This is a genomic window from Bartonella sp. AA18HLJMS (assembly GCF_042197245.1).
Lineage (GTDB): Bacteria > Pseudomonadota > Alphaproteobacteria > Rhizobiales > Rhizobiaceae > Bartonella.
Window position 1 is genome coordinate 105,217 of the sequence record NZ_JBHIRP010000003.1, and the last position, 14,896, is coordinate 120,112.

The following is a 14,896-nucleotide window of genomic DNA, read 5'->3' on the forward strand; positions in this document are numbered from 1 at the left end:
TTCCTTCTTCATTTAAAAAATGAAAAATATTAAGCATGCTTCTCCATATACCATGAGACGCAAAAAACCATTAATCCACACAAAGTTAGAACACTTCCTAAAACAGCTGTATATTCATAACTATAGCCCAATTTTAAAACTAATGCTCCAGATTCTGCACCAAGAGCGTTGGCAATATTAAAAGCAGACTGCATTAATGCTCCTGCCAAAATCTGTCCCTGTAGTGCAACATCCATAATTTTTGTTTGTATAGAAGGCATAGCAGCAAAAGAAGTTCCAACAAAAAAGCATCCTATTGCCGCTGTTAACGGAGCATAGGATAAAAAGAAAAAAAGAAAAAAAACAAATACGCTCCAAAGCATAGAAAAAAATATCATCGGCGAAATACCAATTTTAACGGCCAATTTAGGCCCCAAGAGATTTCCTACCACCATACCCAATCCAACTAACGGCATGATAAATGGTACCAACTCAAGTGAAACACCAGAAATATGCATTAATGTTGGCTTGATATAAGTGAAAACAGAAAATAATCCTGACGCTCCCACCGACACCATCAACAAAAGAAGCCACACCTGCTTTTGCTTTAATGCACCCATTTCTTGCAAAGGATTCGTTTTTGGAAAACTTGAATTACAAGGAAAAAAATTCCAAACAAGCAAACAACATAATAAAGCGATCATCCCCACAAGGACAAAAGCAATCTGCCAACCAATAAGTTGACCAATCCAAGTAGCACTGGGTGCCCCCAAAACGGTTGCAATTGTTAAGCCAAGCATAACATATCCAACAGCTTTAGAACGTTCTTTCATTTCTACCATTGAAGAGGCAACCATAGCCGCAAGTCCAAAATAGATTCCATGAGGAAGTCCACTGAGAAAGCGTAATACTACTAATATGCTAAAATCAGAAACAAAGGCACTAGCAATATTTGCTAAGGCATAAAAAAGCATCAAGCCTATCAAAACAGTTTTGCGTGATACCTGAGCTGTTGCCACAGCTAAAAGAGGTGCTCCAATCACAACTCCTAATGCATAAGCAGAAATATATTGACCAGCGGTAGGAATATCAACATAGGAACTTCGTGCCATCTCTGGCAGTAGCCCCATTGCAACAAACTCTGCAGTACCAATAGCAAAACTGCCCACGGCAAGAGCTAAAATTATTAAACGTCGTATTCTCGAATCAATTCCCAATACAAGAACCTTTTGTTGATAAGAATCCCTCATATCATCACTTCTGAATAGGAGTTTTAACTGTAAATATCTGTAATACACACAAACAAAAATTCAAAACATTGTTATACGCATGCCCAATAGTCCCTAATAAAGTTTTAGAAATATTTTGATATATAAAGCATTTTATGGAGTTTTAAGTAAGATTCTTTAATGGAAAATCTTTGAAAACCTCAAGATCATAGACGTATTCACCTATTTCTATCAGATCTGCCAGATAATAAACTTTGTCTCCTCTTTTCAGCCATTGTAATTTTACAGTGAAAGCTTTATTTTGCAACGATATACTACATCCTATAAATAATTCTAAAATTTGCCGAAGAATGCATTTCAAACAAGTGAATAATATCTCATCATTATCTTGATACAAAGATAAAACTTCTCCCCCAAAATTATTGTTGCTTTATTTTTGCTACCTGAATATAGACCCTCCAAATCGATAAGTTATAATTTCAACTTTACGCCATTCTTATAAATTATTATAGAGTCTTTTAAAAATTCTCATGATAATAGTGCTTGGTTTCTAGATTTATTAAATACCCTCTTTTAGACATCTTTACCCCTCTCTCACAGAGAAATCGCATCAGATATCTAACTCACTATCTGTAAATTAAAATATTCACGTAAATATATTATGATTATTTTCAGATAAATTCTATAAACAAAGCAAAAAACAAATATAATAAATTTTGTATAAGTATATTTATTTATATTTTATAAATATGACAATTACCGTGATTAATATTTAAATTTATATATAAAAACTTAAAAAATAAAATTATAACATTTTAAATGTTGTAATTTTATTTTAGTTTTATTTTAATTTTTCTAAAAATTTATCTGTTCGATTGTATATAATCCATTCTTTACCTTTAGTAATAAAAAACACAAAGTAGCTCATAAAAGTACAATTTTCATACTTCTTTAAGAGTTCGCTAACGCCTCATTAACATTGTTGCTGTAAACAGTCATCAGAAACAGAAAAACTGTTTTTCTCCGGATCAGGTAGCGCGTACCGGAGTAACAGTTTCTGTTTTATATAGTAATTAGAAAAGAATATGTACCCTATAAAACCGCACTGTTATATCTTAAGATAGTGGAATTTTATAATTTTGGAAGATGTTTCTAATTTCATATTTTTAGCTAAATTTGTAAGTGCGAGAATAAATTCAATAAAAAAATGAGGTGCTATATTACGATTAATATTTTAGCGTCCTTGTGCCCATAGAGCACGCGTTTCAGCGCAAAAATCGGCATAACAGCCTTCCTCAATGGCATCACGAATTCCCTGCATAAGTTGTTGATAATAAAAAAGATTATTCCAAGTCAATAACATCCCCCCAAGAGATTCACCAGATTTAATCAAATGATGCAAATAAGCACAACTATAATCATGTGCTGCTGGACAAAGTGACTGTGGATCAAGAGGAAGTGGATCTTCTGCATAACGCGCATTACGCAAATTAATTCTACCAAAGCGGGTAAAAGCTAAACCATGACGTCCTGCACGCGTCGGCATAACACAATCAAACATATCAACACCACGAGCAACACTTTGTAAAATATCATCAGGTGTCCCTACTCCCATAAGATAGCGTGGTTTATCCTCTGGTAAAATCGGACAAGTAGTATCCAATACTGCTGTCATAACACTCTGCGGCTCACCAACAGCAAGCCCTCCAATAGCGTAACCTTTTAAATCGATTTCTTTTAATGCTTGAGCAGAACGTTCACGCAGTTTCATATTATCACCACCTTGAACAATCCCAAACAATGCTTTATCTGGCTGATCTCCAAAAGCTGTTTTACAACGCAGCGCCCACCGCAATGAAAGTTCCATAGCTTCTTCCATTTCTTTTTCAGTTGCGGGTAATGCAATACATTGATCCAACTGCATCTGGATATCCGCACCAAGAAGTTCTTGAATTTCGATAGAACGCTCTGGACTCATTTCATAGTAAGCTCCATTAATGTAAGAGCGAAAAATCACACCTTGTTCAGTAATTTTACGGATTCCCGCCAATGACATAACCTGAAAGCCACCAGAATCGGTTAAAATAGGTCCGCTCCAGCGTGAAAATTCATGTAATCCTCCCAAACGCGCAACACGTTCAGCTCCTGGACGTAACATTAAATGATAAGTATTCCCCAAAATGATATCTGCACCAAGATCACGAATTTGATCCATATACATAGCCTTAACGGTTCCTGCCGTCCCAACAGGCATAAATGCGGGTGTACGAACACATCCTCGCCCCGTTATAATTTCGCCTCGACGTGCATACCCATCTTGAGCAATTTTTCTATAATGAAATGTCTTTATCATAACTCTCGTCTTTTTGATTCCATCAATGCATATCTCTATAGAAAGAAAAAAGATATCCCCTTACGAGCATTGTCAAAAGCTTTATGAATTAATTTTTGATTCGCTCAATATTGTAACCAGCATCAAAAATTAAACGAAATAAAAGAACATTTCTTATTAAGAAATCACCATAATAAAAGTGATAATCTAACTCTAGAAAAATAGTAAAATCCTTATAATATCATACCACAAAATACCTACGCTTAACGCACTAAAGCCTTAACAGAACTGCAAAATTATTATCACAATAATTTCATCTTCACATACTTCCATAAGCAGTAACTTTGTACCCATAGAAGAAAATTTTGAACGCATTGTACAGCTTACATATTCTTTAACTTTTACAGATAAAAATTTTTCATCTACTGGGCACAGCGATCCTCACGCTTAATAAAAGCGCAAATGAGCATAATCACTTATCCACTCACAATATTGAGATAGCTCTTGGCATTTAAGATAATTCACAAAAGAAATTAACGTGTAAATAAAAATACTTTAAAAAACTAAAAATGCTTTTTGTAAAGATTCTCAAATACCAAAAGCTCTATCGTACCATTAGAGGCTGAAAAAGCGTATGATGGTACCCGCTTGCTCCGTCATAAGCTTTAAAGAAGGTGGTGCATAATAGATTTTATACTATTTATAGCTTTAAAACTATACATGCCATGAATATCATCGTGGAAGTGAACGTTGATATGTACTGAGAAATGCTTCTTAAAAAAACACGTAAATACGCAACACAAGTGTATTCCGTTTGGAGCATTCCTCTATTAAAAAACGAGAAAAATAAAAGCGTAAGTCCATGCATAATCTTCATTATTTAAAAGATATTGCGTTAGATACTTTTAAAAAAGTAAAGTTGAATTAAAAAGGAGATGGCAAGACTAGCCATTTGTTTCACTTCTGCGCCTTTATTATATTCTTCTAAGATTAAACCGTCTTCTTATTTTAAAGATTACGCCAATATATATAAATGCTGGTTTTCCACCTTGCTAGGAAAACTGGATGAGCTAGTAAAGCTCTTATCCGTCTTAATATGTGTTTCAAACATGCTTCTGCATTAGGATTGGATGTTGATTTACGAGCAGAAACAAAAGCACACGCTCTCTTAGGAAAGTAACATCATAAAACCATTAAGACCGACAATGGATTGAAGAGAAATGCCGAATTTTTTATAAAACACTTTGCCAAACAACAACCATAATACAACAGACTTTGCGTTTTCTTATTCTGACAGGTGTTTGTACAAATCCGTTGCGTTATATTCTTCAGGAAGATCCGATTGAAGAAAATATATGGACAATGCTTAGCTCGAAATTATAAAAGGTAAGCGTGATACTACAAAAGAGTTTCGTGTGCCTTTATTGATCAGAAAAGAGTATTTTTTCTTAGAAACTTACAATTGAAATCAGTATAGTTTATACTATTCTACATCCGCAGCAATAATGGCTTTGGTAATTGAATCTGGATCTGCAACAGGTTCACCACGTTTAATTTTATCAACATTTTCCATACCTTCAACAACCTGCCCCCATATGGAATATTGACGATCAAGCCACGGAGCATCTGCAAAACAAATAAAAAACTGAGAGTTAGCAGAATTTGGATTCTGACTCCGTGCCATAGAAACTGTACCACGCTTATGAGAAAGATTTGAAAACTCTGCTGTTAAATTTGGTTTTTCTGCCCCTCCCATACCAGCACGTGATAAATTGAATTTTTCACTATCCTTCTTTCCAAATTGCACATCCCCTGTTTGCGCCATAAAACCATCAATAACGCGATGGAAAATAACATTATCATAAGCACCTTCCCGTACCAGTTCTTTAATACGTGTAACATGACAAGGTGCCAAATCAGCAAAAAGCTCAATAACAACTCTGCCCTTTGTTGTTTCAAGAATTAAAGTATTCTCTGGATTTTTATTCTCAGCCATATGGAAAGCTCCCTTGATTCATTTCTCAACTTGTAAAGTAGCAGCATTAATAACATCAGGATTTTTTACAGATCCATTATTACTTGTCGTACCTTTTTTTATTTTATCAACAACATCCATCCCCTTTATAACCTCTCCAATAACCGTATACTGACCGTTTAAAAAATCAGCATCATCAAAACAAATGAAGAATTGAGAATTCGCGGAATCCGGATCTTGTGATCGTGCCATCCCAACTGTGCCACGCTTAAACGGCTGTTTTGAAAACTCCGCCGGTATATTGGGATAATTTGAACTACCCATACCAACGCGTTTCAGATCAAAATCTCTACTGCCTTTTTTTCCAAATTCTACATCACCAGTTTGCGCCATGAAATTAGGAATAACGCGATGAAACACAACATTATTATAGGCCCCCTCCTCTGTTAATCTTTTGATTTGCGCAACATGCTTTGGCGCCAAATCAGGACGCAGACGAATAATGACATCACCATCTTTGAGAGATAAAACAAGAAGGCTTGCATCACTTGCTGGGCTAGAATTACCAGCGACTGCAGACAATGAAAAAAAACAAAACACACATATCAAAACAGCAAAAATTCTACGAGACACAATTATTCTCCCCTAAAAGATTGGTATTTCGAGCTTAAAGCTTGTGCAACATTGGGCGGTACAAATGGTGTCACATCACCTCCCATAGAGGCAATTTGGCGTACCAATGTAGAAGTTATCGCGCGCCCAGAAACACTTGCCGGCAAAAAAACAGTTTGCAATTCAGGAGCCATAACACCATTCATTCCTGCCATTTGCATTTCATAATCAAGATCAGTACCATCACGCAATCCACGAATGAGAAATGAAGCACCAACTTCACGCGCCTTCTCAATGAGAAGGTTGCTAAATGAAAGAACCTGCAATCGATTAGAATCTGCACCAAATAAGTCTTTCCCTACCTGCGTAATGAAATCAACACGCTCTTCGAAGCTAAAGAGTGTTTTTTTGTCAGCCTGTATCCCTATAGCGACGACCACCTTATCAGCTAACACAAAACACCCTTTCAAAACATCAAGATGACCATTTGTAAGAGGATCAAAAGAACCCGCGTAAAGAGCAATTTTCATGACTTTACTCCTTCCTCTTAAAAATTATTTTTCTTCGCTCATATCAACTGTATCAGAATGCTTCTCACCTTCATCATCTAATGAACTCGTATCATCTTCAGGTTCAGAAATACGTTCAACCGATACGACTCTTTCACCTTTGGCTGTATTAAAAATTGTGACTCCCTTAGTTGAGCGCCCAGCAGTACGAATTCCCTCAACAGGGACACGAATAAGCTGCCCCCCATCTGATACCAACATAATTTGATCTTGCGCCTTCACCGGAAAAGCCGCTACTAATTTACCAATTTCAGCTGTTTTAGATGGATCTGTTGCGCGAATCCCTTTTCCGCCACGTCCCGAAATCCGGAACTCATAGGAAGAAGAGCGTTTACCATAACCAAACTCACTCACCGTCAAAAGCATTTGTTCACGTGCATGAAGTTCTGCATAACGTTCATCTGTTAACTCTGTTTCAGCCCCCCCATCCTCATCATCCAGAATGACAATATCTTCAACATCAGCATCTGCACCAGAAGCACGCCGTTCATTCATGACACGTTTAATATAAGCAGAACGCTCAATGGACGTCGCCTCGACATGCTCTAAAATTGTCATCGAAATGACTTTATCGCCTTTAGCTAAATTGATACCACGAACTCCCACAGAATTACGCCCAGCAAAGACACGAACATCAACAACTGGAAAACGGATACATTGTCCATTGGCTGTTGTTAGAACAACATCATCATGTTCTGTACAGGTTTCAACAGAAAGAATTTCATCTTCTTCATCAAGTTTCATTGCAATTTTACCATTACGATTAACCTGAACGAAATCTGATAATTTATTGCGACGCACAGTTCCACGTGTTGTCGCGAACATAATATCTAATGCACTCCAGCTCGCTTCATCTTCAGGCAAAGGCATAATCGTTGTAATACGCTCACCTTGTTGTAAGGGAAGCATATTGATCAAAGCCCGCCCACGCGATTGGGGTGTCCCCAGCGGCAGTCGCCAAACTTTTTCCTTATAAACAATCCCACGTGATGAAAAGAAAAGAACCGGAGTATGCGTATTGGCAACAAACAACCGCGTTACAAAATCCTCATCCTTCGTGGACATACCAGAACGCCCCTTACCACCACGTCGCTGTGCACGATAGGTATTAAGAGGTACGCGCTTAATATAGCCACTATGGCTTACCGTTACCACCATATCCTCTGGTGCGATCAGATCTTCACTCTCCATCTCAGCGCTACCAAAACCAAATACGGTACGTCGCGGCGTTGCAAATTCCTCACGAAGAGCACTCAACTCATCCTTAACAATAGACATAATGCGTACGCGTGATGCCAAGATCTCAAGATAGTCAGCGATATCCACGCCAATTTTATTCAATTCATCAGCGATTTCATCACGCCCAAGGGCTGTCAATCGTTGCAAACGCAATTCTAAAATAGCACGCGCCTGTTCTTCAGAGAGATTATAAGTACCATCCTCATGAATAATATGACGAGGATCATCAATAAGTTTAATCAAAGGCGCGACATCCATCGCTGGCCAGCGTCGCTCCATTAACTGTGCACGTGCTGTCTGCGGATCAGGAGCTTTGCGAATAAGCGCTATAATTTCATCAATATTGGCAACAGCAAGGGCAAGGCCAACCAAAACATGTGCTCGCTCACGCGCTTTACGCAAAAGATATTTTGTTCGCCGACTGACAACTTCTTCCCGAAAAGAAACAAATGCACGAAGCATATCAAGCAACGTCATCTGTTCGGGTTTTCCCCCATTCAAAGCAACCATATTACAACCAAAGGAAGTTTGCAGCGGCGTATAACGATATAATTGGTTTAAAACAACTTCCGCAACAACATCTTTTTTCAACTCAATAACAACGCGATATCCATCACGATCCGATTCGTCACGCAAATCAGAGATTCCCTCAATGCGTTTATCGCGCACCAATTCGGCCATTTTCTCAATCATTGTGGCCTTATTAACTTGATAAGGGATCTCACTCACAATAATTGCCTGCCGACCACTACGAATTTCTTCAATATCAACTTTAGCACGCATAATAATTGAACCCCGCCCTGTTTCATAAGCTGAACGGACACCAGAGTGGCCAAGGATAATACCCCCTGTAGGAAAATCCGGACCAGGAATAATTTCAATTATTTTATCGAGTGTGATATCAGGATTATCAATCAAAGCAATACAACCATCAACGACTTCACCAAGATTATGGGGAGGAATATTGGTTGCCATTCCTACAGCAATTCCCCCTGACCCATTAACCAAAAGATTGGGAAAACGTGCTGGCAAGACAACCGGCTCACGCTCACGCCCATCGTAATTATCCTGAAAATCAACAGTATCTTTATCAATATCAGCTAAAAGTTCTTCTGAAACTTTTTCTAAACGACACTCAGTATAGCGCATAGCTGCAGGTGGATCACCATCAACGGAACCAAAATTCCCCTGACCATCAATCAATGGATTTCTTAAAGAGAAGTCCTGCGCCATACGCACTAATGCATCGTAAATTGAAGCATCACCATGGGGATGAAATTTCCCCATAACCTCACCAACAACACCAGCAGATTTACGATACGACTTATTGAAAGAAAGCCCCATCTCATTCATAGCATGAAGGATACGTCGATGAACAGGCTTAAGACCATCACGGACATCAGGGAGTGCACGCGAAACAATCACGCTCATCGCATAATCGAGATAGGAGCGTTGCATTTCATCAATAATACTGATTGGTTCAATACCGGTCAGCACATCACGTTCTGGGTGTGGAGTAAGATCGGTCACAATTTAAAAACTTTCAAAAAAGAATCATTTCACTTTATTTATATCGGTTTATATCGAAAAATACACAAAAATGCTAATTTCTCTCCCATAACAAAAAAGAAATTTAACAATATTTTTCAAGATGTTATTAATTTATATTTTAAATTACCAATAATAATTAACAACTTTCACTTTGCTAAACTTCAAAAATCTAAAACAAACAAACCATAAAGCAATCATAATACTGCAACTTTAAAGCCTCTTAAAAAGGAACATCATCATCTAATTTGTGTGAAAAACTTTCTCCTAATTGGTTATTATTTTGACCAAAAGTATTTCTTTGATTTGAACTACTATTAGCAAAGTCACCACTGTAACTCCCCCCTTGACTTGCTCCCTGCTCTCCACCCGCTGCTCCGCGCCCATCAAGCATTTGTAATTCACCACGGTATTTTTGCAAAACAACCTCTGTCGTATAACGGTCATTTCCATTTTGATCTTGCCATTTTCGTGTCTGTAACTGCCCCTCAATATAAATTTTGCTCCCCTTTTTTAAATATTGCTCTGCAACTTTGACAAGGTTTTCATTAAAAATAACAATACTATGCCACTCAGTGCGTTCTTTTCGCTCATTTGTATTCCGATCGCGCCAACTTTCTGAAGTAGCAATACGCAGATTTGCCACTTGATCACCAGAATTCAAACGGCGGATTTCAGGATCCGCACCAAGATTACCAATTAAAATAACTTTATTAAGGCTACCAGCCATCGCATAAACTCCAAAATTTTAATTTGTAAAATACTCTGTTCTATAACAGTTATAACCATCTTGACCTTCAATTTACATGTCGCAATTGACCATCAATATAGGTATTGCTATCCTTTACCAATATTGTATTCAGTGTAATTATAACAAAAGATGATAAAAACGCATAGTTTATTCCACCACGAGAGAATAAAAAGCTACTCATTTGTATTTTTTTCACAAAACTTATACCTTCCTTTTGCATTAAAGCAGTTAAACACATTGTAATTCTAAAAAAACAGTTTTATTCCATTTTAGGTGCTCAATTTTTGCCACATATGCCAAGGATAAAGTATGACTCATCAAAAATATATCTCCATTCGCGGTGCACGTGAGCATAACCTTAAAAATATTGATCTCGATCTGCCTCGTGATAAACTCATTGTTATAACAGGACTTTCTGGATCAGGGAAATCATCCTTAGCGTTTGATACAATTTACGCTGAAGGACAACGTCGCTATGTCGAAAGCCTTTCAGCCTATGCACGCCAATTTTTGGAAGTCATGCAAAAACCCGATGTCGACCGCATAGACGGTCTCTCTCCCGCTATCTCCATTGAACAAAAAACAACCAGTCGCAATCCTCGTTCAACGGTAGGGACCGTTACTGAAATCCACGACTACATGCGCCTTCTCTTTGCCCGTATTGGCATTCCTCATTCTCCTGTGACAGGACTTCCTATTGAAAGCCAGACAGTAAGCCAAATGGTGGATCAAATTATGTCCTTACCAGAAGGAACGCGAATTTTTATTATGGCCCCTTTGGTGCGAGGACGAAAGGGAGAATATAAAAAAGAGCTAACAGATCTTTTAAAAAGAGGATTTCAACGCGCTAAAGTTGATGGAAAATTCTATGAAATCGCTGATATTCCACCTCTTGATAAAAAATATAAACACGACATCGATGTCGTGGTAGACCGCATTGTTGTACAAAAGGATATCACCTCTCGCTTGGCTGATAGTATAGAAACCTGTTTACAGCTAGCAAATGGGCTTGCCATTGCTGAAATGGCAGACCAACCCTTAGCACAAAAAGAAACGACAAAGGAATCTGCTCATAAATCAAAAAATGATACACATAAACGGCTCATTTTTTCAGAAAAGTTTTCCTGCCCTGTATCGGGTTTTTCTATTCCTGAAATTGAACCACGCCTTTTTTCGTTCAATAATCCTTTTGGCGCCTGTCCTCTCTGCGATGGACTGGGCATAAAAAAAGCAATGGATCCACTGAAAATTGTGCCCAATAAAAATATTACCCTAAAGAATGGCGCCATTGCCCCTTGGGCTAAGTCAGATTCACTTTACTATAAACAAACCTTAGAAGCATTAGGAAAAGCTTACGGTTTCAAACTCACAGATCAATGGTGTGAACTCTCTAATGAAGCACAACAGGCTATTCTTTACGGTACAAAAAGAGATGAAATTTCTTTTATCTATAAAAATAATTCTGGTTCGCATAAAACGGCCCAACCTTTTGAAGGAATCATCCCTAATATGGAGAGACGCTGGAAAGAAACCGATTCTGCTTGGTCTCGAGAAGAAATCGAACGTTATATGTCTTCTTCGCCCTGTTCGGCTTGTCACGGTTATCGTTTAAAACCAGAGGCACTTGCTGTAAAAATAAACGGAATGCATATTGGGCAAATATCAGATCTTTCTATTCTAAAGGCAGATGATTGGTTTGCCAATGTTCATCAATATCTCACAAAAAAACAACGTAATATCGCCGTACGTATTTTAAAAGAAATTCGTGAACGCTTGGCTTTTTTAAATCATGTAGGATTGGAATATCTTACCTTGTCTCGAAATTCAGGAACGCTTTCAGGGGGAGAAAGCCAACGCATTCGGTTGGCATCCCAAATTGGTTCTGGTCTTACAGGCGTTCTTTATATTTTAGATGAACCATCTATCGGTTTACACCAACGCGATAATGAACGCCTGTTGGAAATGCTGCGCCACTTGCGTAATCTTGGCAATACAGTTATTGTTGTTGAACATGATGAAGATGCTATTCTCACAGCAGACTATGTTGTCGATATGGGGCCTGCCGCAGGCGTTCATGGTGGAGAAATCATAGCGCAAGGAACACCGCAGGAAATTATAGAAAATTCAGCCTCTCTCACAGGCCAATACCTTTCAGGAAAAATGGCTGTTAAAATGCCTACAGAGCGACGCAAAATATCAAAAACGAAAACACTTAAAATCATCGGCGCCAAAGGCAATAACCTCAAAAATATCAATGCGAATATTCCTCTTGGAACCTTCACATGCATAACTGGTGTTTCTGGAGGAGGAAAATCAACATTTCTTATTGAAACGCTTTTCAAAGCAGCATCACATCATATCATGGGCTCTCATCACAGCCCTGCCAGCTATGACAAAATTGAAGGATTAGAATTTCTTGATAAAGTCATCGATATCAACCAGTCTCCTATTGGACGCACCCCACGCTCTAATCCCGCAACCTATACAGGTGCTTTTACACCGATTCGTGAGTGGTTTGCCGATCTTCCAGAATCAAAAGCCCGCGGTTACAAAGCTGGGCGTTTTTCATTTAATGTTAAAGGAGGACGGTGCGAAGCATGTCAAGGTGATGGAGTCATCAAAATTGAAATGCACTTTTTACCTGATGTCTATGTTACTTGCGATGTCTGTAAAGGAAAACGCTATAACCGAGAAACACTAGAAATAAAATTCAAAGGACAGTCTATAGCCGATATTTTGGATATGACAATTGAAAAGGCAGAGGAATTTTTCCAAGCTATTCCCGCTATTCATAATAAAATGGAAACTCTCATTAAAGTAGGATTGGGTTACATAAAAGTAGGACAGCAAGCAACCACACTTTCTGGTGGGGAAGCACAACGTGTAAAACTTGCGAAAGAACTTTCTCGTAAAACAACGGGACGTACACTCTATATTTTGGATGAACCGACAACAGGTTTACATTTTCATGATATTTCCAAACTTCTTGAAGTGCTTCACGAACTAGTCGAGCAAGGCAACACAGTTATAGTCATTGAACATAACCTTGATGTTATAAAGACAGCCGACTGGATTATTGATTTAGGACCAGAAGGTGGAGATCGCGGTGGTAAAATTGTTGCAATTGGACGCCCTGAAGACATCATTAAAGTTCCCGCTTCCTATACGGGAAAATTTCTAAAAGATGTTTTACTGCGCCCATCTCTCTATAATTCCAATTCTTAGAAACGCTTTCTATTGTAAAATACAGCATACTAACAAAGCCTGTACTTTTATTATTACCTGTAAACCAACACCTAATTCCAGTGGTGCAACAAGTTTGAAGCAAAGACTAAAAACAATTTAGCGCTTTATAAGCTGTTTCAGTTGTCGTATTGCCAAATAGGAACGCGCACATAATTGCGTATTTATTCTCTGTTTTGTTTATACCTGAAACGACCAGACAACCTAAACTGGGAAGAATATGAAGTTTTAAGGGTATAAATAAATTTCTATATTTCCATTTCCTTTTAATTTATCTTTATGATTTTCCAAGGCATCCACAGCAATATCTTATAATGAAGATTGCCATTGCTTCACACTTTTATTTATCGCGTTCCTTAATGAAGATCACATTCCTCACGAAGGAACAAAACGCCCCAAACGGAATATATTTGCGTTGCCAATTCCCACATCTGTTTTAAAGAAACATTTCTCAATGCTCTCAAGCCCATTTCACGACGGCTCCTATGAATGCTATAATGATAAACTCATTATTGTACACCACCATCTTTACATTTATGAATCGGCATCATCACACTCTTTTCCAATATTTGTCTTCCCTACTCCCTAATATTGTAAAGCCTTTAATTATCGAAAGCTTTCATAAAAAGCATTTTATTTCTTTTTTCAAATGTTGTTATCCACACACTCATAACTATTTATGATATATAAAGGTATCGTTTTGATTGGTTGACGATAAAAGGATCTAAAATGAGAAAATCTTACGCTATTAGAGTTTCTCATTCAATGTGGAGAGCGTCTAATTATCCTTATAAGTCAAGATATTATCTAATAAAAAAGAAACAAAACTCTTTTATTATATTATTTGAATTCTTGTATAAGAATTGTAAGTTTTTTTCTCAAAAAACAGTATTTGGCTGTATTCTACAAAAGAAACTCTCCTAACAGAGCATAGAGTGTCATTATTTTCGACTTTTTGTGCACAAAGTATCTGTTGGACATCTTACAGTTGTCAATATAATGTGATGCAGTCTAAAAAGACAAAATAACGTTGGAGATAATTTCAGCATGAAAAAAATTGAAGCCATTATAAAACCTTTCAAACTTGATGAAGTGAAAGAAGCGCTTCAAAAAATTGGGTTACATGGTATTACAGTAACAGAAGCGAAAGGTTTTGGTCGTCAAAGGGAACATACAGAACTTTATCGTGGTACGAAATATGTTGTTGACTTTCTACCTAAAGTAAAGATTGAAATTGTTGTGTCCGATGAAAAACTGGAACAAACTGTTGATGCAATACGTAAAGCAGCTCAAACCAAACATATAGGGGATGGAAAGATATTTGTCTTTTCCATTGATGATGCAATTCGTATAGGCACGGACGAAACCGGTATCGATGCCCTTTAATAAATAACGAGAAAATTCACTTTTTTATCCACC

Annotated in this window: 8 protein-coding genes and 1 pseudogene; 2 read left to right on the forward strand and 7 right to left on the reverse strand. The window is 37.6% G+C overall.

The window, feature by feature from the left end; all coding sequences use genetic code 11:
• Positions 1–29 precede the first annotated feature (29 nt).
• From ACFINW_RS03380 to ssb, 7 genes and pseudogenes are all read right to left on the reverse strand, one after another.
• Positions 30–1,229 (reverse strand): MFS transporter, encoded by a 1,200-nt coding sequence (locus ACFINW_RS03380; RefSeq protein ID WP_375621400.1) that lies wholly within the window; start codon positions 1,227–1,229, stop codon positions 30–32.
• A gap of 1,213 nt (positions 1,230–2,442) precedes the next feature.
• Positions 2,443–3,561 carry a tRNA guanosine(34) transglycosylase Tgt gene (tgt, locus tag ACFINW_RS03385; RefSeq protein WP_375613106.1) on the reverse strand — a complete coding sequence of 373 codons (1,119 nt, stop codon included), beginning with the start codon at positions 3,559–3,561 and terminating at the stop codon, positions 2,443–2,445.
• Between the two features lie 1,462 nt (positions 3,562–5,023).
• Positions 5,024–5,536 carry a peptidylprolyl isomerase gene (locus tag ACFINW_RS03390; RefSeq protein WP_375613107.1) on the reverse strand — a complete coding sequence of 171 codons (513 nt, stop codon included), beginning with the start codon at positions 5,534–5,536 and terminating at the stop codon, positions 5,024–5,026.
• Between the two features lie 18 nt (positions 5,537–5,554).
• A complete protein-coding gene (locus ACFINW_RS03395) occupies positions 5,555–6,148 on the reverse strand; it encodes a peptidylprolyl isomerase (RefSeq protein WP_375640464.1) in 594 nt (197 codons plus the stop codon).
• Positions 6,138–6,657: pseudogene (gene coaD / locus ACFINW_RS03400) on the reverse strand (pantetheine-phosphate adenylyltransferase). The gene ACFINW_RS03395 and the pseudogene coaD overlap by 11 nt, the downstream one beginning before the upstream one ends.
• Positions 6,658–6,681: 24 nt before the next feature.
• Entirely contained in the window at positions 6,682–9,465 is a 2,784-nt protein-coding gene (gene gyrA, locus ACFINW_RS03405; protein WP_375640469.1) for a DNA gyrase subunit A, read from the reverse strand.
• Between the two features lie 241 nt (positions 9,466–9,706).
• Positions 9,707–10,213 (reverse strand): single-stranded DNA-binding protein, encoded by a 507-nt coding sequence (gene ssb, locus ACFINW_RS03410; protein WP_375606669.1) that lies wholly within the window; start codon positions 10,211–10,213, stop codon positions 9,707–9,709.
• 330 nt (positions 10,214–10,543) lie between these two features.
• Here ssb and uvrA point away from each other — a divergent pair, with 330 nt between their 5' ends.
• Complete coding sequence (uvrA, locus tag ACFINW_RS03415; RefSeq protein WP_375630129.1) at positions 10,544–13,459, forward strand: excinuclease ABC subunit UvrA; 2,916 nt, start codon at positions 10,544–10,546, stop codon at positions 13,457–13,459.
• A gap of 1,065 nt (positions 13,460–14,524) precedes the next feature.
• On the forward strand, positions 14,525–14,863 hold the full coding sequence (locus ACFINW_RS03420) for a P-II family nitrogen regulator (RefSeq protein WP_015856528.1): 339 nt from the start codon (positions 14,525–14,527) through the stop codon (positions 14,861–14,863).
• The last annotated feature ends 33 nt before the right edge of the window (positions 14,864–14,896 follow it).